Origin of the sequence: Streptomyces sp. NPDC051214 (genome assembly GCF_040682375.1) — a bacterium.
Classification (GTDB): Bacteria; Actinomycetota; Actinomycetes; order Streptomycetales; family Streptomycetaceae; genus Streptomyces.
This window is the reverse complement of the sequence record NZ_JBFBAT010000002.1, coordinates 648,586-665,322: the sequence shown is the minus strand read 5'-3', so window position 1 is coordinate 665,322 and position 16,737 is coordinate 648,586. Positions and strand designations below refer to the sequence as shown.

The 16,737-nt window shown below is 73.4% G+C and carries 11 protein-coding genes; 8 read left to right on the top strand and 3 right to left on the bottom strand.

Translation table 11 applies throughout. The features are described from left to right. Positions 1–16: 16 nt before the first annotated feature. From AB0M70_RS07335 to AB0M70_RS07320, 4 genes are read left to right on the top strand one after another with little or no spacing between them, the layout of a single operon-like run. On the top strand, positions 17–922 hold the full coding sequence (locus AB0M70_RS07335; protein ID WP_365817605.1) for a hypothetical protein: 906 nt from the start codon (positions 17–19) through the stop codon (positions 920–922). Beyond that, positions 922–1,149, top strand: a complete 228-nt coding sequence (locus tag AB0M70_RS07330; protein WP_363208541.1) for a Trm112 family protein — start codon at positions 922–924, stop codon at positions 1,147–1,149. Before AB0M70_RS07335 ends, AB0M70_RS07330 begins: the two co-directional genes overlap by 1 nt. After that, complete coding sequence (locus AB0M70_RS07325; protein WP_365817258.1) at positions 1,146–1,985, top strand: FkbM family methyltransferase; 840 nt, start codon at positions 1,146–1,148, stop codon at positions 1,983–1,985. The genes AB0M70_RS07330 and AB0M70_RS07325 overlap by 4 nt, the downstream gene beginning before the upstream one ends. Further along, positions 1,975–2,583: a hypothetical protein gene (locus AB0M70_RS07320; protein WP_365817256.1), complete on the top strand. Its 609-nt coding sequence runs from the start codon at positions 1,975–1,977 to the stop codon at positions 2,581–2,583. The genes AB0M70_RS07325 and AB0M70_RS07320 overlap by 11 nt, the downstream gene beginning before the upstream one ends. On the opposite strand, the gene AB0M70_RS07315 is transcribed toward AB0M70_RS07320, so the two are convergent. The 3 genes from AB0M70_RS07315 to AB0M70_RS07305 all read right to left on the bottom strand — a co-directional run bounded on the left by AB0M70_RS07315 (position 2,511) and on the right by AB0M70_RS07305 (position 8,996). Beyond that, the gene (locus tag AB0M70_RS07315) at positions 2,511–3,725 is read right to left on the bottom strand and encodes a Cmx/CmrA family chloramphenicol efflux MFS transporter (protein ID WP_365817254.1); all 1,215 of its coding nucleotides are present in this window, start codon (positions 3,723–3,725) and stop codon (positions 2,511–2,513) included. The two genes, AB0M70_RS07320 and AB0M70_RS07315, sit on opposite strands and share 73 nt — an antisense overlap. Before the next feature lie 242 nt (positions 3,726–3,967). Further along, a complete protein-coding gene (locus AB0M70_RS07310; protein WP_365817252.1) occupies positions 3,968–4,849 on the bottom strand; it encodes a hypothetical protein in 882 nt (293 codons plus the stop codon). A 400-nt stretch (positions 4,850–5,249) separates the two neighbouring features. After that, a complete protein-coding gene (locus AB0M70_RS07305) occupies positions 5,250–8,996 on the bottom strand; it encodes a S8 family serine peptidase (RefSeq protein ID WP_365817250.1) in 3,747 nt (1,248 codons plus the stop codon). 229 nt (positions 8,997–9,225) lie between these two features. On the opposite strand from AB0M70_RS07305, the gene AB0M70_RS07300 reads away from it, so the two are divergent. The 4 genes from AB0M70_RS07300 (at position 9,226) to AB0M70_RS07285 (ending at position 16,731) form a co-directional block, all read left to right on the top strand. Beyond that, positions 9,226–9,582 carry a CU044_2847 family protein gene (locus AB0M70_RS07300; protein ID WP_365817248.1) on the top strand — a complete coding sequence of 119 codons (357 nt, stop codon included), beginning with the start codon at positions 9,226–9,228 and terminating at the stop codon, positions 9,580–9,582. Further along, positions 9,579–11,303 (top strand): trypsin-like peptidase domain-containing protein, encoded by a 1,725-nt coding sequence (locus AB0M70_RS07295; RefSeq protein WP_365817246.1) that lies wholly within the window; start codon positions 9,579–9,581, stop codon positions 11,301–11,303. Before AB0M70_RS07300 ends, AB0M70_RS07295 begins: the two co-directional genes overlap by 4 nt. Positions 11,304–11,341: 38 nt before the next feature. Beyond that, positions 11,342–12,358, top strand: coding sequence for a MoxR family ATPase (locus AB0M70_RS07290; RefSeq protein ID WP_365817244.1), 1,017 nt, complete (start codon positions 11,342–11,344; stop codon positions 12,356–12,358). A 149-nt stretch (positions 12,359–12,507) separates the two neighbouring features. Next, positions 12,508–16,731: an SAV_2336 N-terminal domain-related protein gene (locus AB0M70_RS07285; RefSeq protein ID WP_365817242.1), complete on the top strand. Its 4,224-nt coding sequence runs from the start codon at positions 12,508–12,510 to the stop codon at positions 16,729–16,731. Positions 16,732–16,737 lie beyond the last annotated feature (6 nt).

The following is a 16,737-nucleotide window of genomic DNA, read 5'->3' as shown; positions in this document are numbered from 1 at the left end:
CGCCATGTGGTGGGGTGTGACCGCCGCTCTCCTCGCGAACGTCCTCTACAGCACCGGGTTCGTCCTGGAGAAACGGGCCCTGACGGCGATGCCGTCGGTCAGCGTGCGCAAACCGGCACGGTTGCTCAGGCAAGTCGTCTCCAGCCCGCTGTGGATCGGCGGATCGCTCGCGCTCGCCGCCGGGTTCGGCGCGCAGCTCGCCGTCTACCGGACGCTGCCGATCGCCGCCGCGCAGGGCATCTTCGTCTCCGGGCTCGTGCTCCTGCTGCTGCTCTCCTCCGTGCTGCTCGGCGAGCAGACGTCGGGGCGCGAGCGGTACGCCGTCGGGGCCATCCTCGCCGCGCTGCTCATGGTGGTCCTCTCGCTGGACGAGGAGGCGGACACCGTGAGCCACGGAGCGCCCGTCGCGCTGGTCCTCACGGTCTGTCTGCCGTCGCTCGCGGCGGGGGTCCTGCTGTACGGATCGGCCGAGCGCCGTGCGAAGCACCGGCACCGGCTGCCGACGACGGGCGTCGAGTACGGGGTCGCCGTCGGCCTGCTCTACGGGGTCAGCTCGCTGGCCATCAAGGGCGTGTCCAGCTATCTGACCACGCAGGAACTCGGCTCGGCGCTGCTCGACCTGCTCGCCTCCCCGTACCCGTATCTCCTGATGTTCACCGGCGCGTTCGGCCTGATCATGTCCCAGGCCGCGCTGCAGCGCTGCCGGGCCTCGCTCATCGTCCCCGTGTGCACGACGGTTACGGCGCTGTTCACCGCGGTACTCGGCACGCTGGCGTTCGGCGAGCCGCTGCCGGACGAGCCGCTGCGGCTCGCCCTGCGGATCGCGGGCACCGCGCTCGCGGTCTCCGTGCTCCTCGCCATGCCCAAGCATGACGCGCCGCCCCCTCAACCGACGCCCCCGACCAAGGAGTTGACCAGCTGATGAACCCCGAAGACCCGCTTTTGAAGATCCTCGCCTGTCCGCTGGACAAGGGCCCGCTGCACCTTCTGGAGCCCGCGGAACCCCTCGTGCCGGACGAGGTCCTCTACAACCCGCGGCTGCGCCGCCGCTACCCGATCATCGACGGCATACCGCAGCTCCTGCCGTCGTCGGGAGAGCAGATATCCGAGGACGAGCACGAGCAGCTCCTGAAGCGGATCTCCCCGTGACGGGCCCCAGCGAGACCGGGGCGAACCCCCACAAGACCGTGGCCGCCCGCCTCGCCCCGCACCTCCCCGCCCGGCTCATCGCCTCCCTGGCCCGGCTCGTCTACCCCCGCTTCGAACCGGAGCTGGCCCGCCTCGCCGACCTCTGCCCGCGCGACTGCGGCACGGCGGTCGACGTCGGCGGCTGGTACGGCCCCTGGTCGCGCCGCCTTGCCTCGCGTGCGCGCCGCGTGGTGACCGTGGAGCCCGTGCCGCATCTGGCCAGGCTCCTGGAGACCTCCACGCCCGGCAACGTCCGGGTGATCCAGGCCGCGGCCACCGACCGCCCCGGCACGGCACGGCTCTGGCTGCCGCAGGGCGACCGCGGGGACCGCGGGGTCTCCTCGCTCATCCGCAGGGACATCCACGCCAAGGCGGTCGAGGTGCCCTGTCTCACCCTGGACGGGCTCGGCCTGCGCGACGTCGACTTCATCAAGATCGACGTGGACGGCAACGAACTCCCCGTCCTGCACGGCGCCCACGCTCTGCTGACCCGAGACCGGCCCGCCCTCTTCATCGAGCTGGAGTCCCGCATCCAGCCGATCAAGCCGATCGTCGAGCTGCTCACCCGGCACCATGGTTACGAGGGCTGGGTCCTGCCCCATCACACCTGGCTGCCGCTCGCCGACTTCGACCTGGAGGCGCACCAGGACGACACGTCGTACGTCGTCTCGCAAGGCCTTCTTCGCCGGGTGCTCACGCCGCGCAGGCCCCGGTACGTCAACTCCGTCCTCTTCCTTCCCGACGGGCGCCGCCCGGGAGCCGCGACGGTGCGCGACCATGGGGCCCATGTCCGCTAGCTCCGCCTCCGGCCCCCGGTCATCGGGCCCGTTCACCCCGCTCGCCTTCCAGCTTGTCCTGTTGCGCCGCATGGCCGACCACCACCCGGACCTGGTGGAGGCGGCCCGCCACGAGCTCGGCGCCTCCGTCGCGGACATGCGCGAGGCCAACCGCCGCTGGCAGGCGATGTCCCGCTCGCCCCGTTCGCGCGGCGCCGCCTCCCGCTACCGCTCGGTCCTCGGCCCGCCCGAGGCCACCGTGACCCGCCACATCGGCGACCTGGAGTGCGAGGCCCTGTTGTGGCCGGTGCCGCTCTGGCCCGACCTGCGCTTCGAGGTCCTTCGCGCACCGAACGGCGCGGTGTGGAACGAGTGGCTGATCCGCGCGCCCGGCGCCCCGGGGCCCGCGCTCCACACTCTCGACGACCTCACCCCCTGGTCGTGCACGGTCGACGAGGCCGCCCGCGCGTTTCCGCCGGCCCGCCCGATGGAGGGCACGGCACCCACGCGCTGGCGGCTCGCCTTCACCGCGCCGGACAGCGCCGGTCAGCCGCGGCGCTGCGTCGCGGAGTTCACCTGGGGGCTGCTCCAGCGGCTGTCGTTCCCGGACGGCCCCTGACCTCTCCCGCGCAGGAGCGCCACCGCCCCCACCACGAGCGCGAGCGCCACGAGCAGCGCGCTGACCCACAGCGGCGAGCGGTGGCCGAGTCCCACCGCGAGGGCGATGCCGCCGCCCACGGGACCGATCGCGGCCCCCACGTTCAGCGCGGCCGTGGCGAAGCCGCCGGAGAGCGTGGGGGCGCCGCTCGCCGCGTACAGCGCCTGGGTGATCAGCGCCGAGCCGACGCCGAAGGACAGCGCGCCCTGGACGAGGACGAGCACGACCGCCGCCACCGGGTTCCCCGCGGTCAGCGCGAGGAGCGCCCATCCCGCGAGCAGCGCCACCGCGCCCGTGAGGAGGAACGGGACGGGCCGCGCGTCCGCGAACCGCCCCGAGACGGTGACCCCGATGAACGACCCGACGCCGAAGAGCGCGAGGAGCGCGGGCACCCAGCTCTCGGAGAAGCCGGTGACGTCCGTGATCACCGGCGAGAGGTAGGTGAACGTACAGAAGGTCGCGCCGTTCACCAGCGCCCCGAGCAGCAGCGTCACCATGAGCCGTGGCTCGCGCAGGGACCGCAGCTCCGCGCGGGTGTCGGCCTGCGTGGCGGCGGGAGCGCCGGCGGGCACGGACCGCAGGATCGCGAGGACGGCGGGCACCGAGACGAGGGCCACCGCCCAGAACGCGGACCGCCACCCCCAGGACTGCCCGAGCAGCGCGCCGCCCGGCACTCCCGCGACGCAGGCGAGGGTGACGCCGCCGAGCAGGACCGACGTGGCCCGCCCCTTGGCGTGCGGCTCGACCATGCCGACGGCGGCGACCAGGGCCACCGCGAGGAACCCGGCGTTGGCGAGCGCGCCGACGACGCGGGTCGCGAGCAGCACGGCGAAGCTGGTGGTCAGCGCGCCCACGACGTGGACGAGCAGGAAGGTGACCAGGAAGGCCAGCAGTGCGGTCCTGGGTGGCCGACGGCGGCCGAGTACGGCCATCAGCGGCGCGCCGACGACCATGCCGACGGCGAAGGCCGAGGTCAGGGTTCCGGCGGTCGAGAGAGACACGTCGAGGTCGGCGGCGATGTCGGGGCCGAGACCGGAGAGCATGAACTCGGATGTGCCTTGCGCGAAGACGGCAAGTCCGAGCATGTAGAGAGCGAATGGCATGAGAAGACTCCGCACCCACGTCAGGGGTCGACAAGGCGGCGGCTCAGCCGTGCGGCGGCCGCGCCAAGGAGAAAAAAAGGGGAAGGTCAGTCCGCGCTGCGGCGATGGGTCCGGTGACGTGTGAGAGAGCCACCGGTCATGCCGGCCGGTGGCTGGAGTCTGTCGGACTCGGGACTGGACATGGCGGCAGGGTATGCACGCCTGCGACGCCACGTCCACCTCATTTACCGGGCTTACCCGGCTTACCCGGCCGCGGTGAGGATCTCCTCGGTGACCGCGGGCAGCGAGTCCTCGTGCAGGAAGAGGAAGAGGTTCGGCTCGACGAGTTCGAGCTCCATGACCACGGGCGCGCCGTCGGCGTCGTCGACGAGGTCCACGCGCGCGTACAGCAGCTCGGGCGAGCCCGGCACCGCGGCCAACGCCCGCTCGGCGACGTCGAGTTCGGCGGCGGTCGGCTGCCAGGGGCGCAGATCGGGGTGCGGCATCTTCTCGTCGTCGTACGCAGCGCCCGGCGCGAGCACCGCGCCCTTCTGCACGGCGTGCAGGAACCGTCCACCGACGTGGACGAGCGCGCGTTCGCCGGTCTCGTCGATGCCCGGCATGTAGGGCTGCACCATCGCGGTCAGGCCCTCGCCGTGCATGCGCTCGATGTGCCGTACGGCGGCGTCGTACTCACCCTTCTCGTACCGGGCGGCATTGCGTGCGCCCGCTCCGGCGGTGGGCTTGACGACGAACTCGCCGTCGTCGGGGATCTCCAGCGGGTCGCCGGGTGCCAGATAGCGGGTCGGCACGACGGGGACCCCCGCCGCATCGAGTTCCGCGAGGTACCGCTTGTCGGTGTTCCACCGCACCACGGAGGCCGGGTTGGCCAGGACCGTGAGCCGCGCGACCCGTCCCGCCCAGGCCACGAACTCGGCGACGCGCTCGCTGTAGTCCCAGGCGGACCGGATGACGACGAGGTCGAACCGCTCCCAGTCGACCTCCGGGTCGTCCCAGGAGACGGTGGTGACATCGGCGTCCGCCGCGCCGAGCGAGCGTGCCAGCTCGGGGAGGTCACGGTCGAGGCCGGTCTCCAGCTGAGGCCTGCTGGTGACCAGGGCGATCGTGGGGCGGTCGGGTGACACTGGGCCTCCTGGGCTCGATTATTCGCCCCGCAGGCTAACAACTTCTGGACGTGCCCCCGACAAGATGCGAACAGGGGAGCAGATGTTCCCTGGAACAGGTGATCGTCACGCCAGAGATTGCATGTGGCCTCTGTGATTGACGATGATTACGGTGCGCAAGCGACGGGCTGCAGACCGTAGTTACAGCGCTCCCGGCTCATGTCCCATACGGGGTCCGGGAGTTGGAACATCCTGAAAGTCCCACAAGGAGAAGCACCACCATGAACATCATCACTGACGTCGTCGCCGGTATCGCCCACTTCCTCGGCTGGCTGGTCTGACGTCACCCAGAGGTACTCACAGCGACGCCGCCTCCCCCGTCCCAGGGGAGGCGGCGTCGCCGCGTCCGGCCCTCCGTCGGCTACTTCACCCCGACGGCCCGCACGATCTCCTGCGTGACGGAGCCGCCCCGGTCGTCCTTGGCCGAGGCCCGCAACGAGATGAACTCGGCGGAACCGGGCACCTTCAGCCTCCCGCTCCAGGCCGCCTTCGTGCCGTCCCGGTCCAGCTTCACCCCGGTCCAGCTCTTCCCGTCGTCGTACGACACCTCGAGCTTGCCGCCGCCGATGGTCCCGGTGTCCGGCGCGCCCTTGACGTACTCGGAGAAGATCCCCACCGGCACGCTCCGGCCACCCCGCACGTCACCCGCGAGGTCCGTGTCCACGTCGAAGCCGAGGTTGAGGAGCGGCAGGAAGGTCTTGCGGTCGCTCGGCGTCTCCTTCGACGTGAAGGTCCACTCGGAGTGGCCCTTCGTGGCCAGGCGCCACCGCTGAGGGTCGAGCGTCGTGTCCGTCACGACCTTGTACGCCGTCGGCTCCGGGCTCGCGTCCCATGCGTACGCCGCCGAGCTCCGGCGCCGGTCGACCAGCTTCCCGTCCGCGTGGACCTCGGTGAACTGCGTCATCGATTCGTCGTTCCACACGTCACCGAACCCCGTGTGGTCGGGCCCGGAATCGCCCCACCCGGGGACGTTGAACTCCAGGTCGTTCCCGGTCCGCTGCTGGCCCCAGCCAAGGCCCGTGCCCAGCCACGGGTGCCACACGGGCCTGAACCAGTTCAGCTCGCCGTGCTTGCCGCCCCGGTAGGCGACCAGGCCGCTCCGCTCCTCCAGGACGCCCGGACCGACCGACACCGACTCGTGCCACAGCTGGCCGGTTCCCGTGGACGCGTAATCCGTCCGCTCCACCGGATAGTCGATCTTCTCCTGGAAGCCGATCCCCACCTCGAAGGTGTCGGTCAGGGAGTAGCGGAACTCGCCGCCCGCGACGGGCTTCACCGCGTGAAACTTCGTGTCCAGGACGGCCAGTTCACGCTTCGACGGCTCGTACGTCAGGTCGCGGGGCACCGCACCCTTGTGGCCCTCCGAGACGTCGTAGACGTACGGGGTGCGTGAGGTCGCCGTCGTCTCCACGGTCCGGCCCGCCTTCGCAGCCGCCCGCAGCCGCGCGCCGTCGGCGGCGTTGACCGTGCCGATCCGCAGCGGCCGGTCCGCGTTGTCGTCCGTGCCGAACCAGGCGTTGAGCCTGCCCGGCGCGTCGTCCGTCACGAACAGCGCCTTCACCCCCGCGTCCTGGGCCGCCTGACCGAGCTGCGCGGGCGTCGCGTCCGATCCGGGGTCGCGCCGCGCGATCACGGCCTTGCCCTTGACGTCCTTGCCCGCGTACTCGGCCGCCGTGCCGCCGCCCACGTCCACGATCCGCAGTCTGCTCCGGCCGTCGCCCACCGTGCCGCCGGGCTGGGCGACCACCTCGCCGAGGCCCTTGACGTCCAGGGACGGCTTGCCGAGGCGCCAGACGGTGCGGTACTCGAAGCTGCCGTCGGTCACCTTCTCGGTGGGCGCCGCGAAGACGCTGTCGTACTTGACCGGCACCTGGACCGCGCCCTGCAGAACGGCGCCGTTCGCGCGGCGGTCGTACTCCATCAGGAGCTGGCGGGTCTCCGTGCGCTTGCCGACGTCCACGCCGATCTCGCGCAACGTGCGCCCGTCGAGCGTGACTTCGCGGTCCTTGTCGAGGACGATCTCGGGCGCGGCGAGGAAGCCAAGACCCAGGGAGTCCTTGCCGTTGCCGCCGCGCACGTCGAGGAAGGAGGAGAGCGCGTACGTGCCGGGCTTCAGGCGCAGCTCAAGCGTGCCGGACGCACCGACCTCCGTCTGGACGGGGTCGACCTGCTCCGCGAGCCGCTGGTAGACGAGGCCGGCTCCGGTCGCGGCGCCGTCGCGGTCCTTGACGTGGACGGTGAGCGTGTACCGCTCCTCCTCCTTGACCAGGCCGAACGCGGTGTGCGCGACAGGCTTCCCGGCAGCGCTCGCGACGATGCGGCCACTGGTGTTGCCGACGGCCGCCTTCGCGCCGTCGCCGGTCACCGTGGTCGACGCGGTGCCGTGCGCGGGGACGGTCAGCGTCTTGTCGGCGAGGGTGGCGACACCCTCGGCCGCTCCTTCGGCGGCGAGGCTCAGCTCCACCGCCGCGTCGGAGGCGTTCGTGTACGTCAGCGTCCTGGTGACGGGCTTGTTGTCCTCGTACGGCCAGGAGTAGGAGCCGAGGTCGGCGCTGCCGGTCGCGGTGACCCGCGCGTCGATCGCGTCGGGCACGCTGACCCGCCCCGCGCCCAGCTCGTACGCCGACGCGTCCAGTCGCGTGGACGTCGACATCAGGGCGTCCTTGAGGCGGTCCCCGCTCCAGTCGGGGTGCTTCTCGGCGAGCAGGGCGGCCACGCCCGCGATGTGCGGCGTCGCCATCGACGTGCCGCTCATCTCGGTGTAGTAGCCCTCACCTTCGGTGAGTTGGGAGCGGGCGGCGAGGATGTCGACGCCCGGCGCGGACAGGTCCGGCTTGAGGGCGTTGTCGCCGGCGCGCGGGCCCTGGCTCGTGAAGTAGGCGGCCTTGTCGGCGGAGTCGACGGCACCGACGGTCAGCGCGGAGTCCGCCGCACCGGGCGAGCCGATCGAGGAGGGGGCGCCGGTGTTGCCCGCGGCGATGACGAAGAGGGCGCCGGTCTCCTTGGAGAGGGTGTTGACCGCGGCCGCCATCGGGTCGGTGCCGTCGCTCGCCTCCTGCGAACCGAGGCTCATCGACACGACCTTGGCGCCGACGTCCTTGGACGCCCACTCCATGCCGGCGATGATCTGCGACTCGCTGCCGGAGCCCTCGTCGCTGAGCACCTTGCCGACGGAGAGCGCGGCGCCCGGCGCCACACCCCTCTCCTTGTCGGCCTCGGACTCGGCGCCGCTGCCGCCGACGGTCGACGCCACATGGGTGCCGTGACCGTTGCGGTCGGCGACCTCCTCGCCCGGGATGAAGCTCTTGGTGGCGTCCACCCGGCCCTTGAGACCGGGGTGGCCCGCGTCCACGCCCGTGTCGAGGACGGCCACCTTCACGCCCTTGCCGGTGAGCCCGGCCTCCCAGGCCTTGGGGGTGCCGATCTGCTCGTTGCTCTGCGCCATGTCGGCCTCGACCCGGCCGTCGAGCCAGATCTTGTCGATGCCGTCAGCGAGGCCCCCGCCCGAACCCGCTTTCGTACGCGCCGACTTGCCGGATCCCGGAGCGGAATCCGGAGCCGCATCCGGAGCGACGTCCCGCCAAAAGGTCCCCGGCTCGGCCGCCTTCACCGCCAGGCCGCCCACGCTGGGCAGCGCACGCACCTTGTCGGCGCCACGGGGCGTTGCCGGTCCTGAGTCCCGGCGGGCGTTCTTGCCGTACGTGACGATGAGCGGCAGCGCGCCGCCCTTCTCGTCCCCGAGCCCCTGGCGTATCAGCTCCGTCACGTCGAAGAGCCGCGCGTCGAGGGTGCCCGCGCTCAGGTAGGGCCGCGCCTCGTCCGGTACGACGGTGATGCGGTCCCCCGTGATCTCGCTCCGGACGGCTCCGGGGGCCCCGGCGGGCCGGTCGACGGTGACGGTCCTCTTGCCGCCGCCGAGTTCCGTCACGGTGACCTTGTCGCCGGTCACCAGGGTGACCGTGTGGGCGGCGCGCGCGGCGGGGGTGGCCCGCCCTTGCGGCGCGGCGGAAGGAGCCGCGGTGGCGGCCTGCCCGGCCGGCAGCAGCGCGAACGCGAGGCCGACGGCAGGCAGCAGCCTGGCTCTTCGCCACGCGGGGGATCGGGTCATGGGTGCCCTCTCTTCGTCGGACCCGGGCGGGGGTGGCTCCCGGGTGCTGCGAAAAGTGTCGGGGGGCTTGTGTTGCGGGGGTGTTGACGGGTGCTGGCGGGAAGCCGCCAGGGCACCTTTCCGCCAGCCTCACCCGTGCGCGTCCGGTGCCCGGGGCGCGGGTGACAGCCGCAAGGCCCTTCCGTAACAATGCGGTTGGCAGACGCGACAGGGTGCGACGGGGGCATTGATGGACGATCTGGTGGAGTTCACCACCGACGACGGCACACGGGTCGTCATGGCCGACGTGGAGGACACGCACGGCTCCCACCTCATCTCGCGCGGCGAAGGCCCCTCCCGCGCGGTCCGCACCTTCGAGGAGTCGCTCGCCGGAGCCCGCGCGGCCGCGGAGTCCGCGCTGCGGGTGTTCCGTGACGGCAGCCTGCGCCCGGACTCGGTGGAGATCGAGTTCGGCGTGCGGATGTCGGCGGAGGCGGGCGCGGTGATCGTCAAGGGCACGGCAGAGGGCCACTTGGTGGTGCGCCTCGCCTGGACCCCGGACGGGCCCGCCGCCGCGACCACGGCGGAGGCCACCCCCGCCCCATGAGCAGCGCATCGTGGCATGCCCGCATCGCGTGCGGAAGCGAGATCGGGGCGGGGTTCCTCGTGTCCGAGCGGCACGTGCTGACCTGTGCGCACGTGGTCCGCGGCAGCGGCGCGCCGATCACCGTCTCCTTTCCCCACCGCGGTGATGTCGGCGTCGTGAGCGCCGTCGTCGGGGCGCACGGCGGCTGGAACGGACACGGCGGCGACCTGGGAGACCTCGCCGTCCTGGAGCTCGCGCACACGGTGCCGGTGCGGCCCGCCGAGTTCGCGGCGCCCGACGACGCGTACGCCGAACCCCGCCCCCGGCTCCTGGTGTACGGATTCCCCAAGGGCTACCCCGAGGGCACCCTCGCCGAGTACCGCGCCACCGCCGCCCAGCGGATCGCCGACGAGTGGGTCCAGCTGGAGGCGTGGAGCGCGCACGGACAGCCCCTGGCGCCGGGGTTCAGCGGCGCGGCGGTGACCCTCGCGGACAGCAACCGCGTGGTGGGCATGGTGTCGGCCGCCGCCCGCGCTTCCAGCGGCGTACGCAACGGACGGATGCTGCCCACCTCCGTCATGGCACGCTACTGGCCCCCGCTCGGCGACCTGGTCCCCATCCCCGGCCATCGGCGACCCGCGAAGGAGCGGCTGCGCGCCCTGGTGGACCGGGCGGCGGACACGGGCGTCGCCCGTGACCCGGAGCGGCTGTACCGCGACGCGGTGGGCCCGCTCGGGCCGCCCGTGCCGCCGGAGGGCTTCGGCTCGCTGTGGTCGGCGGCCTGGTACATCCTCTGGGAGGTCGATGACCCGGACGCGGTGACGCGCCTCGCCGACCGTCTCGCGGGCCTGCTCGAAGCGCCCGCGGCCCCTGCCCCGCCGAAGCCTGGGCAGCCGGGGGAGCCGGGGGAGCCGCCCGCCTGGTCGCCCATCCTCGTCGAGATCGACCACAGCGGCGCGGGCGACGACCAGCTCCTGGTCGAGGTGTCCGCCTACCGCGAGGGGCTGCGCCACCCCGTGGGCTCGCACACCCTGCCCGCGGGGCGCGTGCGCGCGTACGTCCAGGAGCGCGTCGACGACGCCTTCTCCCATATCACCCCCGGAACCGACGAGTTGCTGGCCTTCGTGCTGCCCCGCGCGCTGCTCAACTGGCCGGTGGCCCGGTGGGAGTGCGGGGCCGACGACCCGACCCCGCTCGGCTGCTCGTACCCCCTCGTCGTGACCGACCGGTCGCGCCGCAAGGGCGGTCTGCGGCACCGGCTCGCCCGCAGGTGGGAGCACCTGGACGACGGCCCGGCGACCGTCCTGCACCGCGTGGAGTGCGGCACCGAGGAGAAACCCAACAAGCTGTGGGGCAGGCTGCGGCGCGACGGCGCCGACCTGGCCGGGTTCGCCGCCCCGCCACGCGCCGAACGCGCCGGCCCCGACGCCGACGTGACGCACTTCGATGTCTCGCTCACCGTGCCGGTCCCGGTCATCCTGTGGCCGCGCACGGGCTGCGAGGACCCCGGCCACCACGACGACACGACCTGCGCGGGCTCCGACTTCCTGGACCGCATCGCCGCCCACGTCGAGGGGCACGCGCCCGCCGAACTCCCGCGCACCATCCTCACGCTGCGGGAGGCCGCGGAGGCTTCGGACGAGCCGGACACCCACTGGGCGAGGGACGTCCAGCTCCTCTGGGACGACCCGCGCTGCTTCCCCGACACACCCGCCGCCCACCACCACTCCCCCGTCGCCTGAGCCCACCTCCCGACGCAGGAATACGGAGAACCCCGATCATGTCCCTGTGGCCCGTCTACACCGGCACGAACGAGCCCCACGACGGGATCACCCGGCTGCCTCCGCCGCCGCCCTGGCGCGCCTTCGACGGCGGCCCGGTCCTCGACACGCCCTCGGACGACGGCTCGGCGACCTCCCCGGACCGCGTCCACCGCGCGCACACGTACCGGGCCACGGAGACCTGCGTCCAACTGGTCAACGCGGCGCTGTACTTGCGGCGTCCGCTCCTGGTGACGGGCCCGCCCGGCAGCGGCAAGTCGAGCCTCGCGTACGCGGTGGCACGGGAGTTGGGCCTCGGCCCGGTGCTGCGCTGGAACATCACGAGCCGCAGCGCCCTGCACGACGGCCTCTACCAGTACGACCCGCTGTCGCGCCTGTACGCGGCGGGGCGCGCCCCCCGGGCCAAGGCGGCGCGGGACGGCGCGGGCGTCGAGGACCACCTCCGCCTCGGCCCGCTCGGCACGGCGCTCCTCCCCTACGAACGCCCGCGCGCCCTGCTCATCGACGAGATCGACAAGAGCGACCTGGACCTGCCCAACGACCTCCTGAACATCCTGGAGGAGGGCCAGTACGAGATCCCCGAGCTGGTACGGATCGCCAAGCACACCCCGAAGGCGGCCCTCCTGGCCGACGGCTCGGACGACCCGGTGACCGTCGAGCGCGGCCGCGTGCGCTGCCGGGCCTTCCCCTTCGTCGTCCTCACCAGCAACGGCGAGCGCGAGTTCCCGCCCGCGTTCCTGCGCCGCTGCGTCACGCTGCGCCTGCGCCAGCCCCGCGACGAGCACCTGGAGGAGATCGTCCGGGCCCACCTCGGCGAACCCGACGCCTACGCCCGCACGCTCATCGCCCGCTTCCTGGAGCGCGGCACCGGCGGCGAACTCGCCACGGACCAGCTCCTGAACGCGATCTACCTGACCGGCGCGGCGGGGGTCGACGCGGGGTCGCGCGACGAACTCGCGCGGCAGCTGATGCCCTATCTGACGCAGGCCGCGGATCCGGGCCCCGATGCCCTCTGACGCGCGCGGCCTCGGGCCCCATCCTCTCCCCGCCCGCCGCCTGACCGGCGGGGCGAACACCGGCAGGGCGAACACCGGCATGCGTACCCGCGACGTGCCCGCAGCGCACTTGACGCCCGGCCTGACGCAGACAGCTGAGCGGGGTCCCGATGCACTCTGACGCGCCCGGCCGCCGGGGCCCCGTCGCGCGGCTCGCCGATCTCCTCGCGGAGGCGGCGGCCGGGTCACGCCCCACGTCGACCGAGCTGGCCGAACTCCTCTGGCTCGCGGGGCAGATGGAGGGCGCCGATCCGACGCGGCCGGAAGCCTCCGCCGACGCGGCGCCGACGGAACCCACGCCACCGCAGGTGAGCCCGTCGCCGACTCCGCGCCCGGCCGATCCCGCCCCTGCTCCCGCGCCGGACGACCGGGTGCCGCTCCTGCTGCCCGCCCGGCCCGACGGAGACGCGTCGGCGGCCTCCGCTTCCCCCGAGGACCCGTCACGCGCCTCCGACGCACCGGCAACGGAAGCAGCGGACCACACCCCGGTCCGGGTCCCCGTCCCCCCGATGGTGACGCACCCCCTCACCCTGCAACGCGCTCTCCGTCCCCTGAAGCGCCGCGTCCCCTCCCCGGTGGGCCAGGTCATCGACGAGGAGGCCACGGCCGACCGCATCGCCCGCCTGGGCGGCCACCCGCGCGGCTGGCTGCCGGTCCTGCGTCCCGCCGAGGAACGCTGGCTGCGCCTGTGCCTGGTGCATGACGCGGGCCCCACCATGCCGATCTGGCGCCCCCTGGTCCACGAACTCCACACGGCGCTCGCCCAGTCCGGCATCTTCCGCACGGTGGAGCTGCACCGCGCGGAGGCGGACGGCACGGTCCCGCCCCAGGCGGCGCACGCCCCCGCGGCGGGCCGCACGGTCACCCTGGTGATCAGCGACTGCATGGGCCCGCAGTGGCGCGCAGGCGCTGCGGGCACCCGCTGGTACCGCACGCTGCGCCGCTGGGCCGCGCACCAGCCGGTGGCCGTGATCCAGCCACTCCCGGAACGCCTCTGGCGCACCACGGCTCTGCCCACGACCCCGGGCTCCCTCTCGGCCCCGCACCCGGCGGCGCCGTCCGCGGCCCTCGCCTTCACGCCGTACGCCGCCTCGGAGGCGCCGCCCGGCGAAGCGGTGCCGGTCCCGGTCCTCGAACCCGCCGGGACGTGGCTCTCCCACTGGGCGGCGCTGGTGGCGGGCGGGGCGCGGGTGCCGGGGGCGGTGGGGTGGCTGGGTCAGGCGCCCCCGGGCGCCGAGGCCGCCGCCGAGGACGTCACCCGGGCCTCGCCCGAGGACCTCGTGCTCCGCTTCCGCTCCACCGCGTCGCCCGAGGCGTTCCGCCTCGCGGGTCATCTCGCGGTGGGCGAGGCGCAGTTGCCGGTGATGCGGCTCGTCCAGGCCGCGGTGGAGGAGCGCCCGCGTCCGCAGCATCTGGCGGAGGTGATCCTCAGCGGGATGCTTTCCTCGGGCGGGGACGCCGGGTCCTATGAATTCCGGGACGGGGTACGGGACTTGCTGCTCCGTACGCTTCCCCGTACCGCGCGGGGACGCACGCGGGAGCTGCTCGCCCGGGTCGGCGGACTGATCGACGAGCGGGCGGGAACGGCACCGGGGGAACTGCGGGCGGTGGCGGCATCCGGCGGGGGCGCCGGGCCGGAAACTCCGGCGGGCGAGCCCTTCGCGACGGTCACTCCGGACAGTGTGCGGCAGCTGGGCGGGGGCCGGGGGCCGCAGCTGCTCGGCGACCGCTACCGGATGGTGCGGAGGATCGGGCAGAGCGGCAGCGTGTGGCTCGCGGAGGATCTGCGCCGGGGCGGCGAGCCCGTGGTGGTGCAGCGCTACCCCCAGGCGCCGCAGTGGCTCCGTGGCGACTTCACGCGGGCGGCGCGGCAACTGTCCCGGTTCCGTCATGCGCAGGTGGCGGCCGTACGGGACTACGCGAACGGCGAAGTCCCGTACGTGGTCATGGATTTCATCGAGGGCCGCAACCTCGCGGAACTTTTGGCGGACCACCCGGACGGCCTGCCCACCCACCTCCTCCTCGACCTGGTCCCGCCCCTCGCCCGCGCGGTCTCCGCCCTGCACACCGCGGGCATGACCCACGGCGCCCTCTCCCCTGACTTCGTGCGGCTCCCGCCGCACGGGGGCGCCGTGCTCTGCGGCTTCACCCTCATCCCCTACGGCGAGGAGAGCTGCCGGGCCGACCTCGCCGCACTCGGGCGCCTCGTACGCCAGATGTACACGGGGGCCGGCGAGGTTGCCGTGGAGGGCATCGACGAGGTGAGCTCGCGTCTGAGGCCAGGCCTCGGCGATCCCGGTGGTGCCGTCGAGCCCGGTGGCGTTGATGAGCCCGGTGGCCTGGGCGATCCCGGTGGTGTTAATGAGCCCGGTGGCCTGGGCGAGGCGCTCCTCTCGGCCGTCACGGATCTCGGCTCCGCCGACCCCGGGCGCCGGAGCCAGGCCCTCCAGCGGCTCACCCAGCTCTCCACGCCCGCGTCGCACGAACGCACGTACTCCCTGCTGGGTCCTCTCCGCGTCGCCCGCGGCGGCCGACCCCTCGCCACCGGGTCCGCCCGCGAGCAGGCCATGCTCTGCATGCTGCTGCTCGGGCGCGGGCGAGACGTGCCCCACGACGAGCTGCTCCACGGCATGTGGGGCGGGGGCGACAGGCCCGCGGACGCGCCCCGGCTGCTCGGGACCTACGCCTCCCGCCTGCGCAACGCGCTGGGTCCCGACTCCGTGGTGGCGGGGAGCGGCACGTACGCGCTGGCCCTCCCGACAGGCCCCGACGTCGTCGACCTGTTCCGTTTCCAGCGGCTGCACGACGACGCCCGTGACGCCCGTTTCGCGGGGGACTTCGTCCGGGCCCGCGAGCTGGTCGGGGCCGCCCTCGACCTGTGGCGCGGCACCCCCCTGGAAGGCGTGCCCGGCCCGGCGGCCCGCGCCACCCGCGCCGAGATCAACCGTCTCCGCCAGTCCCTGCTCCACGCGCGGCTGGAGCTGAACCGGGAGCTCGGCGCCACCGAACAGGAGCAGACGGAACTGACCGAACTCCTCCGCGAGTTCCCCGCCACCGAGGACGAGGTGCCGGCCCCCCAGGAGGAACTCCCCAGCGACCAGCTCGACGACCTCGGCGTCCAGCGGGAGACCGCGGACGACCAGCCGGTGACCCCGCCGACCACCCTCACCTTCGAGTACCTCGCGCGCCCGGCGGGAAGCCAGGAGGACGTACGGCAGAACCTGGGCCGGGAGATCTCCCACCTCCTCATCCGGGGCGGCATCACCCCCGATCAGTTCGCGATGCGTTCCCGCCCCCGCGGCTGGGACGTGACCGTGGCCCCCGAGGTGCACGTCCTGCACGTACTGACCACGACGGTCAACGAACTCCCGGCCGCGCTGGAGGCCTTCCCCGTGCTCGGGCTGGGGGTCACCTTCACCCATGAGCCGGACCCGACGGTCTCGGCGCCGACGATCCCGTCCGGGCCGCGTCATCTGCTCGGGCGCGACGGCAGACGCGCCGTCGTGATCGTCTCCAACGACCTGCACCAGCGCCTGACCCGCTCGGGCCGTCTGCCGCACCGGTTCGATCCGGTCCCGCAGTCCGACGACTGGTACTGCGAGGTGTCCACCGAGCCGCCCCCCGCCCCGCTGCCGGCGATCGTCGAAGCCGTCCTCCTCGGCTTCGACGGGACCCTCGCCCGGCTCTACTCGGACCAGTCCGCCCGGCATGCCGCCCGCGCCCTCACCGCCCTGATCGCCGAGCGGCGTGACCCCGAGGCGGCGCTGGCCGGCACGCCCCTCCTGCCCGGGGGTTCCACGCGGGGCGGCACGGCCGACCGCGTCCACCCCATGGACGTGCTGCGCCCCTTCGCCCGGCACCGCACGCTGGCCGAGGAACTGCGCCTGCGCCTGGAGGAGATCGAGATGCAGGCCGCGCTCACCGCGAAGCCGGAGCCGTACGTCGCGTCCGTCCTGCGCACCCTGGCCCAGCCGGAGAGGGCCCTTCGTCTTGCCGTCGTCACCGACACGTCGCCGCGGGCGGTGGTGGCCTATCTGGGCGCCAAGGGACTTCACCTCCCCGAGGTCGAGATCCACGGCCGTACCTCGGACCTCACCCTCCTCATGCCCGACCCCGACTGCCCGCGCCGCGCGCTGGAGCAGTTGGGCATCCCGGCGGACCGCTGCGTGATGGTCGGCTCCACGACGGCGGAGGCGGCCGCCGCGCGAAGCCTGGGCGTCGCCTTCATCGGATACGCCCCGAGCCCCAAGGCCCGCGAACGCCTCACGGCAACCGGCGCCCACACGACGATCAGCGACTTGTCACACCTGCCGGACATGCTGCCCCACCCCTGACCGCCC

Excerpts from the sequence above, each read along its gene's own strand:
- AB0M70_RS07330 (WP_363208541.1), top strand. The coding sequence starts at position 922 with ATGAACCCCGAAGACCCGCTTTTGAAGATCCTCGCCTGTCCGCTGGAC.
- AB0M70_RS07320 (WP_365817256.1), top strand. The coding sequence starts at position 1,975 with ATGTCCGCTAGCTCCGCCTCCGGCCCCCGGTCATCGGGCCCGTTCACC.
- AB0M70_RS07315 (WP_365817254.1), bottom strand. The coding sequence starts at position 3,725 with ATGCCATTCGCTCTCTACATGCTCGGACTTGCCGTCTTCGCGCAAGGC.
- AB0M70_RS07305 (WP_365817250.1), bottom strand. The coding sequence starts at position 8,996 with ATGACCCGATCCCCCGCGTGGCGAAGAGCCAGGCTGCTGCCTGCCGTC.
- AB0M70_RS07300 (WP_365817248.1), top strand. The coding sequence starts at position 9,226 with ATGGACGATCTGGTGGAGTTCACCACCGACGACGGCACACGGGTCGTC.
- AB0M70_RS07295 (WP_365817246.1), top strand. The coding sequence starts at position 9,579 with ATGAGCAGCGCATCGTGGCATGCCCGCATCGCGTGCGGAAGCGAGATC.
- AB0M70_RS07290 (WP_365817244.1), top strand. The coding sequence starts at position 11,342 with ATGTCCCTGTGGCCCGTCTACACCGGCACGAACGAGCCCCACGACGGG.
- AB0M70_RS07285 (WP_365817242.1), top strand. The coding sequence starts at position 12,508 with ATGCACTCTGACGCGCCCGGCCGCCGGGGCCCCGTCGCGCGGCTCGCC.